Annotated in this window: 22 protein-coding genes and 2 pseudogenes; 3 read left to right on the top strand and 21 right to left on the bottom strand. The window is 49.6% G+C overall.

Annotation, left to right across the window (positions count from 1 at the left end; all coding sequences use genetic code 11):
• Positions 1-189 precede the first annotated feature (189 nt).
• The 3 genes from MKX42_RS07640 to MKX42_RS07630 are packed head-to-tail and all read right to left on the bottom strand — an operon-like array spanning position 190 to position 2,691.
• The gene (locus MKX42_RS07640; protein ID WP_340751979.1) at positions 190-942 is read right to left on the bottom strand and encodes an ABC transporter permease; all 753 of its coding nucleotides are present in this window, start codon (positions 940-942) and stop codon (positions 190-192) included.
• Complete coding sequence (locus tag MKX42_RS07635; RefSeq protein WP_340751978.1) at positions 936-1,718, bottom strand: ABC transporter ATP-binding protein; 783 nt, start codon at positions 1,716-1,718, stop codon at positions 936-938. The genes MKX42_RS07640 and MKX42_RS07635 overlap by 7 nt, the downstream gene beginning before the upstream one ends.
• Entirely contained in the window at positions 1,699-2,691 is a 993-nt protein-coding gene (locus MKX42_RS07630) for an ABC transporter substrate-binding protein (RefSeq protein WP_340751977.1), read from the bottom strand. The genes MKX42_RS07635 and MKX42_RS07630 overlap by 20 nt, the downstream gene beginning before the upstream one ends.
• Positions 2,692-2,945: 254 nt before the next feature.
• On the opposite strand from MKX42_RS07630, the gene MKX42_RS07625 reads away from it, so the two are divergent.
• Together MKX42_RS07625 and MKX42_RS07620 are read left to right on the top strand one after the other, a co-directional pair.
• On the top strand, positions 2,946-3,449 hold the full coding sequence (locus MKX42_RS07625; RefSeq protein WP_340751976.1) for a hypothetical protein: 504 nt from the start codon (positions 2,946-2,948) through the stop codon (positions 3,447-3,449).
• 250 nt (positions 3,450-3,699) lie between these two features.
• On the top strand, positions 3,700-3,885 hold the full coding sequence (locus MKX42_RS07620; RefSeq protein WP_340751975.1) for a hypothetical protein: 186 nt from the start codon (positions 3,700-3,702) through the stop codon (positions 3,883-3,885).
• 108 nt (positions 3,886-3,993) lie between these two features.
• Here the strand turns inward: MKX42_RS07620 and MKX42_RS07615 are convergent, their stop codons facing one another.
• The 3 genes from MKX42_RS07615 to MKX42_RS07605 all read right to left on the bottom strand — a co-directional run bounded on the left by MKX42_RS07615 (position 3,994) and on the right by MKX42_RS07605 (position 5,773).
• Positions 3,994-4,830 (bottom strand): alpha/beta fold hydrolase, encoded by an 837-nt coding sequence (locus tag MKX42_RS07615; RefSeq protein WP_340751974.1) that lies wholly within the window; start codon positions 4,828-4,830, stop codon positions 3,994-3,996.
• A 52-nt stretch (positions 4,831-4,882) separates the two neighbouring features.
• Positions 4,883-5,305, bottom strand: coding sequence for a MarR family winged helix-turn-helix transcriptional regulator (locus tag MKX42_RS07610; RefSeq protein WP_340751973.1), 423 nt, complete (start codon positions 5,303-5,305; stop codon positions 4,883-4,885).
• A gap of 93 nt (positions 5,306-5,398) precedes the next feature.
• On the bottom strand, positions 5,399-5,773 hold the full coding sequence (locus MKX42_RS07605; protein WP_340751972.1) for a winged helix-turn-helix transcriptional regulator: 375 nt from the start codon (positions 5,771-5,773) through the stop codon (positions 5,399-5,401).
• A 200-nt stretch (positions 5,774-5,973) separates the two neighbouring features.
• Here MKX42_RS07605 and MKX42_RS07600 point away from each other — a divergent pair, with 200 nt between their 5' ends.
• Positions 5,974-6,504: an NAD(P)H-dependent oxidoreductase gene (locus MKX42_RS07600; protein ID WP_340751971.1), complete on the top strand. Its 531-nt coding sequence runs from the start codon at positions 5,974-5,976 to the stop codon at positions 6,502-6,504.
• Between the two features lie 311 nt (positions 6,505-6,815).
• Here MKX42_RS07600 and MKX42_RS07595 read toward each other — a convergent pair whose 3' ends face one another.
• The 15 genes and pseudogenes from MKX42_RS07595 to MKX42_RS07525 all read right to left on the bottom strand — a co-directional run bounded on the left by MKX42_RS07595 (position 6,816) and on the right by MKX42_RS07525 (position 20,849).
• Complete coding sequence (locus MKX42_RS07595) at positions 6,816-7,577, bottom strand: SagB/ThcOx family dehydrogenase (RefSeq protein WP_340751970.1); 762 nt, start codon at positions 7,575-7,577, stop codon at positions 6,816-6,818.
• A 229-nt stretch (positions 7,578-7,806) separates the two neighbouring features.
• A complete protein-coding gene (locus tag MKX42_RS07590) occupies positions 7,807-9,528 on the bottom strand; it encodes a protein O-GlcNAcase (protein WP_340751969.1) in 1,722 nt (573 codons plus the stop codon).
• Between the two features lie 12 nt (positions 9,529-9,540).
• Positions 9,541-11,280, bottom strand: coding sequence for a family 10 glycosylhydrolase (locus MKX42_RS07585; protein WP_340751968.1), 1,740 nt, complete (start codon positions 11,278-11,280; stop codon positions 9,541-9,543).
• 42 nt (positions 11,281-11,322) lie between these two features.
• Positions 11,323-12,957 (bottom strand): extracellular solute-binding protein, encoded by a 1,635-nt coding sequence (locus tag MKX42_RS07580; protein ID WP_340751967.1) that lies wholly within the window; start codon positions 12,955-12,957, stop codon positions 11,323-11,325.
• Positions 12,958-12,991: 34 nt separating this feature from the next.
• Positions 12,992-13,882 (bottom strand): carbohydrate ABC transporter permease, encoded by an 891-nt coding sequence (locus MKX42_RS07575; protein ID WP_340751966.1) that lies wholly within the window; start codon positions 13,880-13,882, stop codon positions 12,992-12,994.
• 43 nt (positions 13,883-13,925) lie between these two features.
• A complete protein-coding gene (locus MKX42_RS07570; protein WP_076083030.1) occupies positions 13,926-14,852 on the bottom strand; it encodes an ABC transporter permease in 927 nt (308 codons plus the stop codon).
• Between the two features lie 24 nt (positions 14,853-14,876).
• Complete coding sequence (locus tag MKX42_RS07565; protein WP_340751965.1) at positions 14,877-16,175, bottom strand: 6-phospho-beta-glucosidase; 1,299 nt, start codon at positions 16,173-16,175, stop codon at positions 14,877-14,879.
• Positions 16,160-17,149: an N-acetylglucosamine kinase gene (locus MKX42_RS07560; RefSeq protein WP_340751964.1), complete on the bottom strand. Its 990-nt coding sequence runs from the start codon at positions 17,147-17,149 to the stop codon at positions 16,160-16,162. Before MKX42_RS07560 ends, MKX42_RS07565 begins: the two co-directional genes overlap by 16 nt.
• 20 nt (positions 17,150-17,169) lie before the next feature.
• Positions 17,170-18,159, bottom strand: a complete 990-nt coding sequence (locus tag MKX42_RS07555; protein ID WP_340751963.1) for a LacI family DNA-binding transcriptional regulator — start codon at positions 18,157-18,159, stop codon at positions 17,170-17,172.
• A gap of 342 nt (positions 18,160-18,501) precedes the next feature.
• Positions 18,502-18,613 (bottom strand): annotated as a pseudogene (locus MKX42_RS07550) (LuxR C-terminal-related transcriptional regulator); the annotation flags it as partial.
• Positions 18,577-18,972: a retropepsin-like aspartic protease gene (locus tag MKX42_RS07545; RefSeq protein WP_340751962.1), complete on the bottom strand. Its 396-nt coding sequence runs from the start codon at positions 18,970-18,972 to the stop codon at positions 18,577-18,579. The pseudogene MKX42_RS07550 and the gene MKX42_RS07545, both read right to left, overlap by 37 nt.
• The gene (locus MKX42_RS07540; RefSeq protein WP_036723516.1) at positions 18,969-19,217 is read right to left on the bottom strand and encodes a hypothetical protein; all 249 of its coding nucleotides are present in this window, start codon (positions 19,215-19,217) and stop codon (positions 18,969-18,971) included. Before MKX42_RS07540 ends, MKX42_RS07545 begins: the two co-directional genes overlap by 4 nt.
• Before the next feature lie 164 nt (positions 19,218-19,381).
• Positions 19,382-19,480, bottom strand: a pseudogene (locus tag MKX42_RS07535) (LuxR C-terminal-related transcriptional regulator); the annotation flags it as partial.
• Positions 19,481-19,534: 54 nt separating this feature from the next.
• Positions 19,535-20,323 (bottom strand): DeoR/GlpR family DNA-binding transcription regulator, encoded by a 789-nt coding sequence (locus MKX42_RS07530; RefSeq protein WP_340751961.1) that lies wholly within the window; start codon positions 20,321-20,323, stop codon positions 19,535-19,537.
• 301 nt (positions 20,324-20,624) lie between these two features.
• Positions 20,625-20,849 carry a helix-turn-helix domain-containing protein gene (locus tag MKX42_RS07525; RefSeq protein ID WP_019908812.1) on the bottom strand — a complete coding sequence of 75 codons (225 nt, stop codon included), beginning with the start codon at positions 20,847-20,849 and terminating at the stop codon, positions 20,625-20,627.
• Positions 20,850-20,941: the final 92 nt, after the last annotated feature.

The raw sequence follows: 20,941 nt of genomic DNA, 5'->3' as shown, positions 1-20,941 counted from the left end.
TTAGATGTATTGTATACCGCTTAAACAGCGGAGAGGACGGAACGATTGTGTAGAAGCGGCAGCGGTCGCCTTGGTCTCCGGATTTTCACCACATAGGGGAATAAAAAAAATCTGGAGACCACAGCGATTGGAACAACGGTCCGTTCGCGCAGCGTCCACCCAAGCGCTCACGTTGCTCCCACTCAAACACTATCTCCGCCACTTCATGAATCTGTAATCCAGCACATCCACCAGCAGGAACAGCACGAACCCCACCAGACTGAACAGCATAATTCCGGCATACATCTCAGGGTAGTCCAGCCGCAGCCAGGCATCCATGATAAAGAAGCCCATACCATGCTCCGTACCGTAGATTTCGGTGAAAAAGAGTACGGATATCGCTGTGCCCAGCGAAATACGAATCGTACTGAGGATCACCGATAAAGCGCCGGGAAGCGTCACATTCCAGAATTTCTGCATCGTGCTTGCACCAATACTCGTCAGGACATCATAAGTACTTTCAGGGATAGCCTTCACACCGTCACGTACCGAGATAATGACCTGGAACAGCAGGATCAGCATAATCATCAGCACCTTGGAGGTTTCTCCGAGGCCGAAGAAGAGCATGACTACCGGCAAGAGCGCAATTTTGGGAATCGGATAGGTCAGATAAACGACCGGGTCCAGTACCCGGTTCCAGAAAGGAGAGCGGCCCATCAGCAGACCGGCCAGTAAACCGAGCAGCAGAGCCAGCAGCACACCTTCAGTGATCCGCATCAGACTGTAGCCGACATTCAGCGCCACATCACGGGCCCCCAGCTGAAGCATTGCCTTATAGACCGCACCCGGGCTGGGCAGAATCGCGTGATTCATGAGCAGATATGCGACATACCAGAGCGCATTCATTCCGGCAAAAACGAGCAGCAAGCGCAGAATGTGAATAATATGCCGTCGTTTTACCATTTCTCCATCATTACCTTTCGGATTCTCTTGGACTGCATAAAGTACTCATCGCTCTCCCGCTTCTCGGAATGCTTCATTGCAAATACAGCAGCATTATCAAGAATCTCCGGCGGCTCCTGCTGTCCCGGCAGCATGATGATAATCTTCTGCCCCAGGAGAATCGCCTCCTCCACATCGTGGGTGACGAACAGCGTGGTCGCCGGATGCGCCTGCCAGTTGTCGATAAAAATCTGCTGCAGCCCTTCCCGCGTAATGGCATCCAGCGCCGAGAACGGCTCATCCAGCAGCAGAAGGGTCGGCAGAATGGCAAAGGCGCGGGCAATGGCTACCCGCTGCTGCTGACCGCCGCTCAGCGAGAGCGGAAACCGGCCAGCGAGCTGGGCAATCCCCATGGATTCAAGCCAGTGCAAAATTTGCCGGTCCTGCTCCCGGCGATTATGCCCTGCCCCGCCCGGACGGGCGATCCGCATCGCAATCCGGATGTTGTCACGGACCGTCTTCCAGGGCAGCAGGCCATAATTCTGCGGCACGAGCCCGATCAGGGTCTCCTTCTCATGGACAGATCTGCCATTGAAGAGCAGCTCCCCCTCATAACCGGGCAGCAGGCCGGCAATCGCCCGCAGCAGCGTGGATTTGCCGCTGCCCGAGGGGCCGATCACCGTATAAATCCCGTGCTCCGGCAGGGTCAGGCTCATCTCACCCAGAGCCAGCTGCCCGTTCTGATAAGCTACATGGAGCTGATTAATGCGGAGACCGCTATTTTTTAAACTGGACATCGGAGATCACATCTTCAGCCGATAGCGTTTTGGTCAGCAGTCCTTTTTCACGGGCCCAGGCAAAAGCAGCCTCCACTTCCTTCACATCCACCTGGTTCGCAGGCAGATACTCCGGCACCTTAATCTCATTCTTCAGCGTATCCGGATAGCCCACTTCCTTAATAATCAGGTCGATATATTCCGCTTGGTCATGCGTCTTCATATAATCAACTGCCTCATCATAAGCGGCGTACATATCGCGGATTCCCTGACCCTTGGCATCAATGGCACTCTGCGGAAAAGCCAGCACAAACGGATTGATCCCCGCACTATGGGTGGAGCTGAGAACGCGCAGACCGGCAGTACGGCCCATGGTTACAAAAGGCTCCGGCAAAACAGCCGCATCCGCCTTATTGTTCTTAAGCAGTTCCAGACGTGTTGGAATCTGCGGCACTTCCGTTACAGTAATATCGGCTTCTGTCAGGCCTGCCTGCTTCAGCATCATGGCGACGGTATACTGGGTAGAGGTATTCTTGGACAGAATGACGGTTTTTCCCTTCAGATCCTTTACCTCTTTGACTTCATCATTTCCGGTCAGCAGGTCGAATTCACCTGTGGTGGTGCTGGTGATTTTGACATCGAGTCCTGCTTCATTATAGATCGAGATCGCCACCAGATCCGCACTGAGGCCATCTACCTTACCCGCTTGAAAAGCCACATCACGATCCTTCGCACTCTTGAAGGTCTGGATATCCAGGTTCACATGATGCTTCTGATCAAATCCCTGCTCATGGGCAATAATAAAAGGAATTGCATCGATGGATGGCAGTAATCCCAACGATATCGTAACAGCCTCAGCAGGTGCAGCAGCTCCTGTATTAGTATCCTTGGCATTTCCTGCCTGATTTACGCTACCGCATCCCGCCGCTACCACACTGACAGCAGCGGACAGCACGACTAGCTTCATAAGGTGTTTCCAGTTTCTTGTCTTCATGAATCTTAATTCCCCCATCTCTTATCGGTTACGCTTCATGCGAATTTATTCACATACATAGTACACCCATTGTCCTATTTTGTATATTTATAAATTTAAATATCAGTTCTCTAATGTCCAATATGTTCATGGAATTCTTTTTACAGCAGCACCCAATAATGACGCAAATATGCTATAATGACCTGTACCTATTCCGCAGGTATCCCCCCTCAAGCAGCAGTCCTATTCCAACCCTATCTAAGGAGCTGTGCCCTATGAGCGATGTAATTCTCCAGCAGATTCTTGCCGAGCTGCAAGGAGTAAAGTCTGAAATTAACGGAATGAAGACCGAAATTTCAGGAATGAAGACCGAAATTTCAGGAATGAAGACCGAAATCTCAGGAATGAAGACCGAAATCTCAGGAATGAAGACCGAAATCTCAGGTATCAAGTCAGATGTTAACAATCTTAAGTCAGAATTCGCTGCATTTAAGTCTGAAATTGTTGGCGAGTTGGTTATCATCAAGGATGAAATTGAAAACATCAAGGCCGACATTTTTACCATCAAGGCTGACATTGAAAGCATCAAGGAAGATACGAAGCTAATCCCGCTTATTCAACAGGCGGTGTCCGAAGTCAATACTGAAGTCGTTGCCGGCCGGGATTCTCTGGAGCGGATCGACCGAAGTCTAAGAGGACACGACGCCACGCTCGATATCCTGGCCCGGCGTTCTATAGATCAGGAAGCTGAATTAAAACGGTTAGCTGCTTCTGCATAAAATCCTGCCCCCAAGCGACCACCCTCCGGCGGCCGCTTTTTTGTTGCCTGCATAAAGTCCACCATACAAGGACATTGTTCTCTTATACAAATACAATCCCAGTTATGACAACATTATTCCTTATTTATTTGTCTTTAACAGGCGGACATTTGATTGCTTTATTCATTATATATGTTATAATGAAAGCGTAACCAAACGAGATGTCCCAGAGGTTCATTACCGTATTTCATCGCCAAGGAGGATGAATGCAATGCTGGCAGGAATTAAGGAACTGAAGAATTGGGTAACCGGGATGTGGCAGCCGGGCATGCCTTCCGGAGAAGAAGATTACCGGAAGATGGAATATAGCGCACATCGCCATCTACACACACCGCCAACGCCAAGCCCGCTAACTTACGAGCAGGAATCACGCATCAAGACTGTCAAATTTCACTAATTTCCAATTAGATGTATATATAGAATACCCTTCACCTATTAGGTTAAGGCCGCTAAGGAACGGGAGCATCCCGGTTCAGGCGGCCTTTTATTTGTTGCACTTGATTCATTATCTTGCAAACCACCGCAGGATCGTCTGTGCCGCTTCCTGATAGCGCTGTCCTACGAGAAGTCCGGTATGAGTGGTGCCCCAAAGACCTGCGTAGGCTGCGCGGAAATACGCTGCATTGGCTCTGCCCCGACGCTCATCATCATCACTGTTAACCGCATGAATCACCAGACAAGGGCAAGTGATGGACCCGCTGTCAACGGATACCCCTGCTGCCCCGAAATGATAAGAAAAAGTTTGAAATGCCTTGCCGGACTCCATCGTCAGGTATTTACGCTGAAACGCTATGTCTTCTGCCGTCTCATCCAGGCTGGTCTCCTCTTCGCGAACCGGAGCGGGTACTACGTTACCCGGTAATGTCTTGACGATATCCATATAAGGAACCTCCTCATGTACCTCTCTGCATAGACTTGAATCAATCAGTACAAGTCCGGCCAGCCCGGCTGTCTCCGCCACCTTCTGGCTAAGAATCCCGCCCATGCTGAACCCGATCAGGGCAGGAGTAACTCCGCATTCAGCCTGGATCGCCTGCACTACTTCATGGATATCCTCCAAATAATCTTCAAAGGTAATCTGCGTCATATCCAGCACCCGGCTCCGGTAATGACTTCGCAGATTCATCACATAACAGGTCCAGCCTTCGCTAATGAAATGGGGAATATACTTGCTCCACATCCAGCTTCCGGTATACGCACCATGCACAAACAGCAAGGGTACCTTTTTCTCCTGTTCCTGGCCTTCCCTCGCCTCTTCTCCCTTATAAATCTCCAGATACAGATCGTGCTCACCGACATCTCTCTCTGTATGCGGCGGTAACTCATCAGTGTAGTCTCTCATTATAATGTCCTTTCCATAATTAGTTTGATATCAAACTATTACACAATTTTTTTTAGAAATTATGATTGATTTTCATTAAAATCGTCAGCAAAATCGTCTGCTCTTCTTCCGTGATATCGCGGTAGAACTGCTTCAGTATCGCAGAAGAGACCGATTCAAATACCGGCTCCAGCTCCTTCCCTTTCCCGGTTAGAGTAACGTATACGTACCGGGTGTCCTCCTGATCCCTCTCCTTCGTAACCAGCCCCAGCCGGACCAGCTTATCCACAAGTGCTGTAACTGTAGATTTGTCCTTGTGAATATGCGCCGAGAGCTCGGCCATGGTGAGTCTGTGCTTAGACAGCAGCGCATACAGAATATCCCCGTGTGAGGTGGCAATTCCGTCTACTCCCTGCTTAGCCATCTCTTGTACGATGAACCGGTTAACCTTCTCGCGGATCTTGGATATAAGTGAAATAGCATCTCTGGTTTCCATACAGGGATTATAGTTTGATATCAAACCATTGTCAATCACATGAAACTCCATTGGAGCCGTCAAAAATAAAAAATATGGGATAGATCACCCTAGCTATTCGTAAGACGCTGATTCCGGCGCAGCATTCTCTAAAAGCACTATAGCCTCACCTTGCTGCTGTCTCATTCTGATATTGGCCCTGCCCCATGAACACATGACATCGATGATTTCATTGGCTGTAATTCCATATTCCGTTATATAATATTCCACTTTGGGCGGCATTTGGCTATAGACCACTCTGCCGATGATCCCGTCCCGTTCCAGCTCGCGAAGCTGCTGGATCAGGACCTTTTGCGAGATACCTGGGATATTGCGCTGTAATTCGCTTGTCCTTTTCTCGCCCGACATTAAATTACATATGATCAACGATTTCCATTTGCCGCCGAGAATTTCAAGCGTTGCTTCTATGCCTAAATGATATTGCTTCATACCTGCCACCTCATTCACACCAAATTAACTTTATCTTATCGCATCTCATGATTTCTATCATGCCACAGATCCCGCAGAAGGCCCATGCACACCTGGAGGTAACCTGGTTACTTCATTGTGTGTATTTACATTTTCAGGAACTTACAAAATAATAGAAACAGCTGCACAACACAAATTATACACCGGAAAGGTGATCCATAATGACAACCCTGGTAATCCTGGCGCACCCCGATATAGAGGCTTCAAGAGTGAACCGGAGATGGAGACACGAGCTGCTGCTGCATCCGAAGGACATTACGGTCCATGAGCTCTACAAGGAGTACCCGGACTGGAGCATCGATGTTCCGCGGGAGCAACGTTTATTGGAGGCGCACGACCTGATTATTTTCCAATTCCCCTTATACTGGTACAGCTACCCCCCGCTACTGAAAAAATGGCTGGACGATGTATTCACTCACGGCTGGGCTTATGGCTCGAGCGGTAACAAGCTGAAGGGTAAGAAGTTGGGCATAGCTATGACCATCGGCGATAAAAAGGAAAACTACCTGCCTGCCGGCTCTGTTTCTTTTACAGTAGATCAGATCATCGCCCCGTTCCAGGCCAGTGCCATCCATGTCGGCGCAACCGCCCTGCCTTACTTCGCCGTGTTCGGCGCTTCCTTCCAGGCGAGTGACGATGTTATTAATCAGAGTGCCGTGGATTATCTGGAGTATATTATTGGGAATAGCTAGGGCAGTGGAGAAACCTCCCCCTATAATACTTTTTCTGAAAATCATGCTCCACATGCAACATCCCCCTGCTCATCCCGGCCATAATCCCAAAGTGTTGTTTTATACAACAACTCTAGCAAATTGCTAGAGTTCCAGGTCATAGTACCGTATCCAGCTCAACCCAGTATCTGTAATCCGTAATGAACTTCAGATCATTAACGGTAAAGTCCTTTACTTTGGCGGTGATCAGATCTACTTTTTTGATATTTGACATAGTACCTCCCAGCAAGTTACATTTTTCCGTTCACTATATAGAGACTCTATAAAGTATGCTATTCCCGCTTCTTCCCCACTGCGCCAAGATAGATCACAAATTCTTCATCCCCGTCCAGCGCCAAAATCCCATCAATCAGCTTCTGGTCATAGATCCCGATAGCGCAGGCGCCTGCTCCGATCGATTCACTGGCTAAGTACAGGTTCTGGCAGACATGTCCAACATCGATGAGGATTTTTTTGTGGGCTGAAATATCATACTTCCATTCAGAACGGTACGGTGTGGTACTCCAGACGAACAGCACAGAAGCCTTGCGTGCAAAGTTAGGGACAAACGGCTGATCCAGCGTAATGGCATCAATCTTCTGCTCCAGCCCGTCCAATTCAAACATAAACAAGAGCTTATGCTCCACAGGAAGGTATCTGTAAATCCCCTGCCGGATGCCTTCTACCCGCATAATCATAAGGTAGGTCTCAAAGGTGTGTGTCGCGCCACTGCAGGGCACAGTCCGCAGCGTAAGCCCGTTCTTGTTCATTCCCGTAATCCCCTGGGTGGCCCACAATAAATAAGACAGCTCCTCCAGACTCAAAGTGTCCGCAGAATAGAAGCGTGTACTTCTTCTCTGCTCTATACAGTCAAATATACTCTCTTTACTCACTGCATCTCTACTAACCTTTGGCAGATCAATAATTAGTGATTCCGCATGAAATGACTTCACAATCGGCGGTTGTGCAATGCCCTTAATCTTGTCTGTTTTAATCTGCTTGAATTCATGAAAATTGGATTTCAGAAAATTTCGTTGTTGTTCATATCTGCTCATTACATTTCCTCCCGGATTACCTTAATAGCTATAATTTATCATTTGATAAAATTCAGACGGTGATCTAGCTCACTCTTCCGTTGTTTTCGCACATAAACAAAAAACCTCCCCTTACCCCGAAGGGGAATGGAAGGCTTACACGTATTGTCATTAGAGTATGGCGGCAATATTTCCAGCATTACGTTTGATTTTTGTACGGTACTATCCATTAATCAGGATCAATAAGCGCTTAAATTACCACCTTATCCGCCAAAATCAGCCGGTATCCGTTCTTGCCCTCCCTGGAGGCAAGTCCCCAGGCCTCGGCTGCCATCCAGGCCGGATCACTCCCCAGCCGGACCTTGAAGGCCTGAGCGGCTTCGGCCCGCTTACTCAGTTCTTCATCGGCTCCGGGTTCCGTCGTCCCGGCAATCTTCCGCCGCAAGGCTCTCCACAGTGCTACATCCGCCAGGGCTCTTTGCAGCCAGGGTCCTGCTTCCGTCTGGAACTTGGAATTCTCCATTTCAAGTAACCGGCAGGAGACGCTCTCCAGGCGGTCGAAATACGCGTCTAGCCCGCAGATATCCTTACTGTGCGCAGCCTCTTTCAATTCCTCATATCCGCCGCTATAGAGCTGGCTGTTCAGATTCTGGCGGCAGAAGAACATCATATCCTCAGCCAGCTCTCCGGCGAATTCCCGGACCGACAGCTCCCAGGAGAGCTCCGGCATATAACGCTCACTGTTCCACATATAGTGGGCCAGGGTGTTCAGTGTAATCTTGGAGCATTCCCACTGAACCATCGGGTTCGCTACCACGGCCTGATGTCCGGTCTGCCCCAGCCGCGAATAACGGCCGCGAACCGGGTCCAGAAACAGCCGGTCGTAGTCGGCATCATTGACGGGGATGTTGTCCCACAGCCACAGCTCATGTCCGTAATAGCTGTAGTTATCTCCTGCATTCCTGCTGCCGACCTGCCGGGCAAAGACGGCAGAGCCGGTCCAGAAGATCTTGATGTCTGGATGCAGCTTCTCGCGGATATCCCGCTTATATTCGGTATCCCAGAAGGACCAGTACTCAGAGGGGCACATCACCAGCGTAACCTTCTGCAATTGACGGCTTAAATAGTCGTAGACACGGTTGGCCACATAAGCATGCGCCAGTCCGGAGCGCTCCAGGTAATGAAGGTTCTCCCCGGACAAGGCGTAGTCGATGTCATCCATCAGCAGGGCGAAATGCCGGACACCAATAGCGATCATCGCGCTCAGCTTCGCCTCCAGACTGGCAAAATCATCCCTACTACGAAACTGCAGATCCTTCCCCGGACTAATGCAATAATAGAAGTCCACCAGCTGCGTATCACATTCCTGCTTCAGCTCACGAATCTGCTCGAACAGATTCTCAGGATAAGGCTCACGCCATAGCTCGCGGTGATAGGGATCATCCTTGGGAGCGTGCATGAAGGTATTCATCCGGTGAGCTGCCAGATAGCGCACCGCATCCTTCCGGTCCTCCCAGCTCCACGGCGTGCCATAGAAGCCTTCAATAATGCCGCGGACCGGAAAAGAAGGCTCATCGTGAATGGTCGCCACAGGCAACCGGCACTTGCCTTCACCTACGCTCAGCAGCCGGTGCAGAGCATCCATTCCATACCGTAGTCCCCTCTTATTGGAGGCAGCTATGGTAACTGTGCCGTCCTTACGGATATCCAGCAGATAGCCATCCGCCTTAAGCAATCCCTCGTATTCCAGCTCCAGCTTGATATTGCCAGGATCAGGTGCTTCCTCATTTTCTCCACACGGCTCAAGGATCACAATCGGGCCTTCGGCGGCAAGCGGCCACTCCCACTTCTGGATCATGGAGAACTTTGAAGTCAGCTCGATTCTCAACTGCTGCCCTTCCACCACCAACTCTTCACCCTGATCGTAATAGTCCCGAAAGTAATACTGCCGTTCTTTTAGCGGCATGTTCATATGCATACCTCCTTAATCCGTAACCTTCACATTTCCAAACACAGCCTTGTTCCGCGAGTCATTCCCGGGATTGCTAAGGGCAATCCCGATATACACCTTGCTTTTCATCGGGATCTGAATGGTTCCGACCGTCTGCCAGCTGCTCCCATTTGCCGAAATCGACCCTTTGAACGTATTGCCGGTTCTAGTCAGCTTCAGCCATTTCGGAGCTGAGGCAGTTGCCGTATGATCGGCCATAGTTCCCGCCGTTTCTGAACGATACTGGAAGGTGGCCCCATTCGAGGGGGTAAGCATCATATCCGCGTGCTTGGAATTATGGCTCAGGGACTCCCGGATCATAATGCCGGCCTTGGCCCAGCCGTCCAGCCAGCTGGTGGACTGCACCTTAACCACAATCTCCGCATTGCCGCTCACGGGCTGATAGATATAATTCAACTGATCCCCATTGCCCCAAATATCCGTAGAGCTGCTGCTGAGTGTAAATTGCTTGTTGGAAGCATTGTAGGTGGCGTTCCCCGGCATGGAACCAATATTCCGCGCTTTCCATACCGCAGGAAGCTGGGCCGGATAGTCCTGCTCGACCGGAGGCGTCCAGCCTGGCGCCGGCCAGGTCTCACGTTCATGGATATTCGCCAGCTCATCTTCCGGCCAGGCTCCATAGGCGAAGAACGACAGGCGCTTCACGTCCGGATAATTCTCGCGGATACCTTTGTAGACCTCCTGATATTGATCATCGGTCCAGTCATTATCCAGGGTGGCTACGATGTCCGCATTACTGCCGCTAATCCGGTCGCTCGTATCCTTCAGGATGCCGTAGGAAGTGCTGTATACCCAATCACTGTTGAACTCCCAGTCATCGAAATACGCCATCGGTGCGATGAAGTCGATCTCATCCTTGAACTTGGCTACATTCTGTCCAACCTCGGTAAATTCCGGCGGCAAAATATACACACCGAGCTGCACATCCGGATTCGAAGATTCGGAAATATCCTCACGGATATCGCCAACATACTGTCCAATTTGCTCGGTTCTCCATTCATTCCACTGCTGACGCTGCGGCGAATCTGTATCGAAGTCAATGCTTAGCGGGGAATATCCGAACTGCGCCTGATACTTCGCGACCGTGTAGTCACTGACGTCCATGTTGTAATTGTCGAAGCGTATCCAGTCCAGCACAACACCGTCAACATCATAATTCTCGATCACTTCCTGAATAATCGAACGCTCATATTGCTGCACTTCATGGTGAATCGGATTGACGAAATATTCGTTACCGTTAGCCCCTGTAAACGGAGTCTGAACCCCGTCAACCAGCGCCTGCATCTGCCATTCATCATGCGCGAGGAAGGCCTGCTGGTCATGGAACTGGGGAATCCAGGCATGAACCTTGATTCCTGCAGCATGGGCTGCCGTAATGACCGCCTGCAGGGCATCGAAATTCTGGTAGCCCTGGGCAATGGGGGCGATATCACTCTGATAAAATACACTGCCGGACGGAACCTCATCATCTTCATCCTGCTTCACGTTCATACTGATGACATCGACCCCGTAGCTGGTGGACAGACTGATGAAATTCTGGACATCCGCCAGGTTCTTGAACTGATTCACCGTCCGTACAATCACTTCCGTTTCAAAAGGGGGGTTACTCTGCTCCTCGGCCTGGACCGGCAGAGGAAGGGAACCCCCCGCTACCGAAGAAACCAACACGATACCTAGTACTGCCATGAACCTCGATCTCAGTGCAAATGTCATAATCTCGCCTCCGCTTTATTCTTATTTAACTTCTAACAAGAGTTATTTCGTAGCGTTGATTTTCTTAACATTTTCCTGCCATTTTTCAGTTCTGAACTCCAGCAGCTTATCCAGCCCGGCTTTGGCGGTGTTCTTTCTGGCGGTATCCAGTGCTGCCAGCACCTCTTCGTCCGACTTCGCCTGAACCATCTGGGCATAAGCAAGGGTATAGATATCCGCGACATTCTGTGCAATGATGCCGGTCTCCGTATCCGGTAGAGGATCAGTATTTACGAATTGTGTAATGTCCAGCGCAGTTTTCCAGGTCACGGTGGACTGCGCCACAGTCTCCCATGACTTCTGATTCGCGGAGAGCAGCGCCTCGAGGCTCATTTTGGCCGTATCAATGAAGGTTGTATTTCCCGCCCAATTGAAATCCTCGAATTTCCGCATCGTATCCGTACGCTCGTTAGCAGGCGTTGTCTTGTATTTCTCATTCGGGATCGGTGCTCCGTCAGCATCCTCTTCATCCCAGTACAAGCCCTTAGGGCCGAAGAACAGCACCTTCTGTCCCTCCGGACCCGTAATCCAGTCAAAATAAGCGAAGATAGCCTCCGGGTCCTTGGCTTGTTTGGTAATGACACTGACGTTCCAGCCCAGCGTCTCAAAGCCGCTTACAAACACTTTGGTCTTGTCTATACCGGCTTTGTGTACCGGCCAGATAATTTCATAACCGCTGTCCGGATGGCTTGCCGTCAATGCCCGGTGTCCCTCGGCCCCATACGTAGTGATATTGGATTCCACCATGACTGCTACCCGGCCGGTATTGACCTTTTCCTTGACCGCATCCTGGGTTTGCTGCAGCGCATCCTGCGTAATCAGGCGCTCACGGTACAGCTTATTGATATACAGCACCATCTCCTCGTAAGCGGGATCGTCCAGGATAGAGGTCAGCTTGTCGCCATCCGGATAACCCATGAGTGTAACGAACTTGCTGGTAGCGTTCTCCCTGAAGCCGCCATACATAATTTCCAGACCTGCCCCCTTCTCCCCAACCTCCAGAGGGACTACATCCGGATACTTGTCTTGCACAAGGACCAAATATTGATACAAGTCATCAAAGGTCTCCAGCGCTGGCCGGCCGAGTGCGTTATAGATATCCTTATTCACCATCCATCCGCCGTTGCCGAATTGCCCGGAGGTATACCAGTTCGGGATTTGATAGATTTTCCCGTCCTCTGAACGGAGCAGATTCTGGGTCGATTCCTTCACATATTTCTTGAAGTTCGGATATTTCTCATAGTAATCATCCAGCGCAACGAGCTGCCCTGCCTGCACTAGCCGTTCTACCGAGGACCCCCGGTCCGTAAAAATGACATCCGGCAAATCACCGCCGACGATCATCGTATTCAGCTTTTCTCCGGCCGCTCCTCCGGATTGGATCGGTTCAACCGTAACCTTGCGGTTCTCCTGAATCCACTTCGTCGCCTCATTCTCCCCCCATGGTGATGTCGTGAGCCAGTCGTAGTTGCCATAGAAGCTGAAGGTGACAGGCTTGATCCCGCTGCCGTCATCTGTAGCGGCCTCGGTATTCAGATTGTTCTGTGAAGTGTCAGAATTCCCCCCTCCGCTACAGGCAGCGAGCAGCAGCACCAGCGAAGTCAGCAACAGAGCTATCCATGTTAGGCGTTTGCGCATTCTTTTTCCTTCTTTCTACGTAAGATGGGGACTGCTATTCTTTCAATGAACCGACCATCACGCCCTTCACAAAGTACTTCTGGAGAAAAGGGTAGGTCAGGATAATCGGAATAGTAGCGATCATCATCGTAGCCATAGTCAGTGACTTCGTGGTAATCGTCCGATTCCGGTTCATATGATCCAGCGCGATCGCATTCGAGGAGCCAATCTGGGTCATGATGTTGGAGTTCATTACCTGCCGCAGCAGCGTCTGTATAGGCAGCAGGCGATCCTCGGTAATGTAGATCGCTCCCGTAAACCAGTCATTCCAGTAACCGACTGCGGTGAATAAGGCTATCGTAGCCAGCACCGGGCCGGAGACGGGAATCACGATCCGGAAGAAAATGCCGTAGTTGCTGCAGCCGTCGATTTTGGCGGATTCCTCCAGTCCCTCAGGCAGAGCATTGAAGAAGGTGCGGATGACAATCATGTTCCAGACGCTGATGATGCCGGGGATAATCAGCACCCAAAAGGTATCCAGCATCCCCAAAGAACGGATGAGTAAATAACTGGGGATAAGCCCTCCGCTGAAGAACATCGTAATCATGAAAAACACCATGTATTGCTTGCGGAAAAGTAAGGTCTTCTTGGACATGCCGTAAGCTAGCAAGGCCGTAAAGAATACGGATAATGCTGTGCCGCAGAGCGTTCTGAGAATGGTGATCAGAAACGAATTCAGCAGGCGGTCATCCTGAAACACAATATAATAATTTTCCAGGGTAAAGGCTCTCGGCCACAAGGTTACACCGCCGAGCGCCGTATCGCTCCCCAGATTAAAGGAAATGACGAGCGCGTTCCAAAACGGGTACAGCATGAGTAGCGCCAGCAATGCCAAAAGGATATAAATACTCCGCTGCATCATTTTGTCGCCCAGGCTTAGTCTCATTGTTCGGCCCTCCTAAAAGGTTTATGGAGCATTGTTGTGGTATCTACCAGAGACTTACATCTGCCCGGCGGGCGATTTTGTTAGCCGTTACCAGCAGAATGACACTGATTACCGCTTTGAACAGCCCTACCGCTGTCGCATAAGAGAATCTGGCATTTAATATCCCGACGCGGTACACATAGGTATCGATAACATCGGAGTAGGGCCTGAGGATTGGATTGGTTGCAAGCAGCAGAATATCCTCGAAGCCCGCACTGAGCAGACCGCCGATGGCAAGAATCATAAAGATGACGATAATGGGGGTAATGCTGGGGAGTGTAATCAGGTGAATTTGCTTAAACCGGCTTGCTCCGTCTATGGATGCAGCCTCATACAGGGTCGGATCAATGCCGGCAATCGCCGCCAGATAGACAATACTTCCGAATCCGACTTCCTTCCACACATTTACACTTACCAGAATAGACCAGAAGTATTTGGGTACCGCAAGGAAGTTAACCGGCTCCTGGACCAGATTGAACCGCTCCAGCAGATAGTTCACCGTTCCGTTATCAACGGATAACAGCGAAAATACGAAACCGGATACAATAACCCAGGACAGGAAATAAGGTAAGTAGCTGACGGTCTGGATCACGCGCTTGAAGCCCATATGCCCGACTTCATTCAGCATCAGCGCAAGCAGTATCGGGGCAGGAAAAGAGATAATCAATTTTAACAGGCTAATTACAAGGGTGTTACGCATCACATTCCAGAACTCCGGCGCTTCGAAGAACATTCTGAATTGCATCCATCCCACCCAGGGGCTATTCATCATGCCGCCGAAAATATCGTATTGCTGGAACGCCATAACCACGCCATACATCGGAATGTAACTGAAAATGAATACAAAGATAATTCCCGGCCAAACCATAGACTGCAAATCCAATTGACTGTTAAATTTCTTCCACCTGCTCGGTTTCCCGGCCGTATTCATCCGCTTGACCTCCTCTGGACGATTCTATTGAAATAACGGCAAAAACGGTTTGTTCTTCTCCAGCATTTCATCCAGCAGCTGTTCCGCTACGGTGACCGAAGGCATGAGCGGATGATGAACCATCGCCTGCAGGGCCACATCCCGGTCTCCGTGCACAGCCGCCTCGATCGTAAGACTCTCATATTGCTTGACCGCAGCCAGCAGGCCTCTGACAGACTGGGGCACCTTGCGCAGCGGAATCGGCAGTGGCCCCTGCTTGGTGACCATACAGTTCACCTCAATCGAGGCATCGTCCGGCAGGAAATCAATAATCCCGTTATTCCTTACATTCAGCGTCTGGATATCGCGGGAATCATTATGGATAGAGCGCATCAGCAGCACTGCCGCCTCCGAGTAATAGGCTCCGCCACGCTGTTCCAGCTGCTTCGGCTTCTCCTTCAGCTCCACGTTCCGGTACAGCTCGAATAGCTCCTCCTCCACCTTCTTCACAACTTCAGCGCGTGATCCGGCCGTTGCCGCTGCTTCCTTCTGTTCCGCCAGCATCGCGTCCGTCATATAGTAATAGCTCAGATAATAGGAAGGGATAGCCTTCAGACCGTTCAGAAACCGGTGGTCCCAGGAATCAAACGGCACATTGCTTGCCTTATAGCTCTCAGGGTAATCAATAAGCTCCTGCAGCTTGCTCTTCCCGTCAATCACGACATCGGATACCCAGTGCAGATGGTTGATGCCGACAAACTCCGCATAGATCTTCTCCACGGGAAGCCCGAAGAATTCGGAGAGCCACTTCTGAAATCCGATCGGCGAGTTGCACAGGCCCACGCTTCTAACCGATGAATATTTGTGAACAGCTTCAGTCACCATCCCGGCCGGATTCGTAAAATTCAGCAGCCAGGCATCCGGGGCCAGCTCCTCGATATCCTTGCAAATATCCAGAATAACCGGGATGGTCCGCAGGCCCTTCATCATTCCTCCAGGGCCTGTAGTCTCCTGACCGATGACACCGTACTCAAGCGGAATCAATTCGTCCCACTTGCGTGCTTCAAGCATCCCTACCCGGATCTGCGTGCAGACGAAGTCCGCTCCGGCAATGGCCTCCCGGCGGTCAAGCGTCGCTGCAATGGTAATCGGCAGTCTGGACTCGGCAATCATCCGCTTGCTCAGTTCCGTAATCGTATGTAGCTTCTCTCTTCCTTCTTCAATATCCACCAGCCATATTTCGCGGACAGGAAGCTCCTGGTGGTGCAGGATGATCCCTTCAATTAATTCAGGCGTATACGATGACCCCGCTCCGATAACAACCAGCTTCAATGTTTCCCCCATGATAATTGCTCCTCCTTACCCTGTGATAGATGATCAAGAACCTCCTGATTCACATGCAACCCGCTGCTTTCCATCGCCAGAACGACCGATCCTACAACCGGCTCCCGGGTTAAAATCCTTAATGTGCCGTCCGGGGCCACCTGCTTCACTCTTCGCTCAATGGCCCGGCGGATAATGCCCGCACGGTCTCCCTTGGTCAGCAGGCTGCCTGCAAGCACGATGTCGAAGGACTCCGCCTCCATGGCCAACCGGCGAATAGCCGAGGCAGCCGCCAGACCCAGCTCATCCCCTTGCTTGACCAGCAGCCCGGTGGCCACCGGGTCCCCTTCCTCTGCCGCCTGAAACAGCAGCTCCGCAATTTGGGGAGGCAGATCTCTGAAATGATCGAGGTAATCCTCTCGTAGCTCCGGGACATTGGAATAGCCCAGCAACTGAGTTAAGCGTTCGCTTAGGACCGTCTTCTGTTCTCTTCCGTCATCCGCCCTGAGGACGCTGCGGAAAACCTCCATACTTAAGTCATAGCCGCCGCCGAAATCCCCGAACCGGTAGCCGAAGCCGCCGCATTGATAGGCAGCACCCGCCGGATTTTTGCCGCTGCAGTTCACGCCTGATCCGCAAATCAGCACGATCCCGTAATTCTTCTCTGTCCCTGAACGCAAGGCATTCCAGGTATCGCAGGAAATCTCCGTCCGGGGAAGGCCGAGGCGGCCGATGATGGGCCGTAAAATCCTAAAATCAGCCTCTCTGTCCGCTCCCGCCAATCCGAACCAGGAATAATCCAGTTGCTCCCTGGTCAGCCCGGATGCTGTAATGGCTTCCGATACAGCCTGCTGCAAGCTGTTCTCCGCCTGCTCACGGTTCAGCTGATGATTCCCGTTCCCGCCCTTGCCTGCACCGAGAAGCTTCCCTTGTTCATCTGCAATCATTGCGTAGGTCTTACTGCCCCCTGCATCCACTCCCAAAAAATACTTCACAGATCATTCACTCCTAAATTTCAAGTTAATCGAACAGAAGCGGTAGATTCACGGATGAGAAGCTGAGGAGCAAGCTTCGTTACCGCAGGGGGCATCACCTCCCCATTGATCAGCTTCAGCAGTAAGTCAACGCCGATATTGCCCATCTGCGCCTCTGGCTGTCTGACCGTTGTGAGCCGCGGGTAGAATTCACCGACGAACTGCTGATCATCAAAGCCGACCACGGAGATATCCTGAGGCACCAGAATCCCCTCCTCACGCAGGGCTTGAACAACCCCGAGGGCAATAAAGTCGTCTCCCGAAAAAAATGCTGTCGGCAGCTTATCCTCGCGGACCCATCTCTTCGCCACCTCATAACCGCTGCTTACCGTAAAGCCGCAATATTCCGTGCCAAAGGGCGTTAGTCCCGCTTCATCCAGCGCCTGGACATAACCCCGTTTGCGCTCCGTTACACTCAGGAACTCCGAAGGGCCGCCGATATAGGCAATCAGGGTGTGTCCAAGACTAATCAGGTGTCTTGTTGCTTCATACCCGCCCTGATAGTTATCGACGACAACACTCGGAACATCCTCATGCTCGAACTGGTTATCCAGCAGGACAACCGGGATGTTCTTTCGCTTCAGCTCCTCCACATATTCCTTCTCCTCCAGCGGAGACAGCAGGATAATCCCGTCCACACGGTCCTTCTGGAACAGGAAGTTCACCCCATCATCGTCATTCTCGGCGATGGACAGGGCCAGGAAGTACCCCTGCTCTGCCAGCTTCCGGTTCACTACGCGAATCACCCGGTCATAGAAAGAATCGTTAAAGTTGTTAATCGACATCCCAATGACTCCGGTCTTGCCGCGCACCAGACTCCGCGCCGCTGAATTGGGCTGATAATTCAATTCCTCTATCGCATTCAGCACTTTCTGGCGGTTGCCTTCACGTACAGAGGGTGAATTGTTAAGGACTCTGGATACGGTCACTACAGAGAGCCCCGACTTCTTGGCTACATCATGAATATTCATCTAAGTATCTACGCCTCCACACTCAAAAGTTTAAACGATTTAACTTTAAAAGTAATAAAAAAGATTTACTCAGCACGCCATAACTTACAGCCTGACTGAAAAATCGAACATTGGACGTCAGCTTTGCATTTATTAAAAGTATCAAAACCACCTCAAAAGTTTAAAGGTTTATACTTTACACTAATTTTACAACCAATTCCCCCGGCCGTCAATCCATAAAATGCAGCCGTGCTTAATATTCCGGGAGGTTGGATCGCCGGGACTAGTAAGAGCAAAAAAACCTCCCCTCACCCGTGAAGGGTAAAGGAAGGCTTAAACGTGGCGCAAGCTGAAGCAGGGCAGCTATATTTTCAGCCCCCTAAGCTTGATCAGTCAGGGCAACCGCTTGCGAACGGCCTTTTACGTTTAATTTTTGCATTACGTTGGAGATGTGGTTGCGGACGGTCGTCTGAGTTCCAACTTTTCCATATCCACGGTAAATCCATATGTCTTCAAGATATCCAAGCCGAGCAAGCCTTTATGCGACTTGGGCAATATTCCTACATCAATCTCCACATTTTCAATTTTTAAGGCATCAATTTCTATCTGATCCATAACCTTGGTGTAAAAAGGTACGGTTCCACCAACGCCATAAGCCTCGTATACGGGGTCTCCGTTTTCATACGTAACACCTATCTCTTCGAGTACATCAGGACTGAACACAGTATGCGAGGAACCCGTATCAATAATGATATCTTTAATTTGCAGCGTTCTCCCTTGATAGCATACGGAAATATCTGTTGTCAGAAGTTGTCCATCATAAGCTATCTTCATGATCGCCGCCTCACTCTCATCAATGGGTCTCTGCGCAGATGAATGACGCACTCCTCATTGGCAGTGTGATAGACAAGATTTCCAGGTTCGGCGCTGAAAAATTCCTGGTTGGCGTTCTTCTCAGATACTGCACGAACAGGAGCTACTTCCGTTATAATTTTCTTGTCATCTTCCTCACGATAGTCAAGAATGGAAAGCAAAACAAATTGGTCAGGAAACAATTCTCTTACTTGCTGCCATTTCATTCTTTCACACCTCCCGGGTAGCCATCGATAAAAAGTGGTTTTAATGAATTCATTTTATCATAGTTTGAAATCGAATTGAGAGTTGGCACGCCAACAACAAAAAACCTCCCCTCATCCCAAAAGATAAGAGAAGGCTTAAACGCATCACCTCTGAAGCATGGCAGCTAGATTTTCAGCTCCCCAAGCTTAATCAGCTCGACAACCGCTTGCGAACGGCCTTTTATGTTTAATTTTTGCATTACGTTGGAAATGTGGTTTGAAACACACAAATAATAAAGGCATATGTTAACTTGATTGTTGATGCTCATCATTATGTGTTATTCAACTATCGTTCCTTGTTCTACAACAATTACTTCTACACCCAACTCTTCAATTTCGACCAACTGTTCTTCAACAGCATCCCAATCAGTGATTAGCTTATCAATTTTATCTGCAGAACAAATTTTCAATATGGATTCTACTCCAATTTTCTCAGACGGATATAAAGCTATATTACATTTAGAACTTTCAACAACTGCTTGTGTAAAACCGACCCCTTTGGATTTTTGAATGGACATCCCAAAAGCAGCAGAAAGACCAGCGCTTGTTAAGAAGCTGATATCAAAACGAATGTTTTTAACAAATTCGATAGCATAGTAATCACTACACTGACCTTTCTGACTCATCTCGCCACCGACCATAATGGTATTGATATTATCATAATTTCTAAGTTCACCTGCAATAACAATTGAATTAGTTACAGCCGTAAAAGGGATGTTTTTAGGCAAATTTTGTGCCATAAAATAACCTACTGAAGCGGCATTTAGAAAAACTACATCATTAGCCTTGATGTAACTAACTGCTTTTCTCGCGATAGCTAAATAATTATCTTTTATTTCCGTTATGTCTCGTGGTGTATATTTGGGTGGTGTAGTATAACCTATTTGCAAGGCAGGAATCGCTCCACCATGTGTTCGTCTTAGAAGTCCTTTTTCTTCAAGAATACGTAAATCACGTCTTGCCGTATCAAAGCCGATATCAAATAGTGTTTCAATTTCACTTGCCTTAATTCTTCCTTCCTTTTCCAATATCTTTAGAATTTCTTGATGTCGTTCCTCCATAAACATACAATCACTTACCTTTCATAAGTATTATTCAGTAAAGGAGTTGCGCACCACATTCACTGTTACTCACATTATATAACGTAATTTACCATTTGTGAATATACTTTCGTTAACGAACGTGATTAAATGTGATTAAATGTGAACAAGTTGAGCGTTTCTTATTTCATTTGATATGTACAGAGGCATAAATAAGAAGGAATAGAAAATCGACATCACCTGTCGGTCTTTTCCTCCAAACAAAAAACCTTCCCTCGCCCCAAAGGGCAAGAGAAGGCTTAAACGCATCACCTCTGAAGCATGGCAGCTAGATTTTCAGCTCCCCAAGCTTGATCAGCTCGACAACCGCTTGCGAACGGCCTTTTACGTTTAATTTTTGCATTACGTTGGAAATGTGGTTGCGGACGGTCTTTTCGCTGATGAATAACAGTCCGGCAATGTCCCGTGTAGTTTTGTCCTGCACAAGAAGCTCGAATACTTCGCGTTCACGATGCGTCAACAAAAATTTGCTATGATGTTCGTTGCCCTTCAATGGTGTCACCCCTCCTTGCCCTGGGTTTGTTTGGTATAACAAGGTAAAGGGATACAGTCAAAACATACTATGTGGGGGGGCAGTTAATGGTG

Source organism: Paenibacillus sp. FSL R7-0204 (genome assembly GCF_038002225.1).
Classification (GTDB): domain Bacteria; phylum Bacillota; class Bacilli; order Paenibacillales; family Paenibacillaceae; genus Paenibacillus_AQ.
Note: the sequence above shows the minus strand (reverse complement) of the source record. Positions and strands in the feature narration are given on the sequence as shown.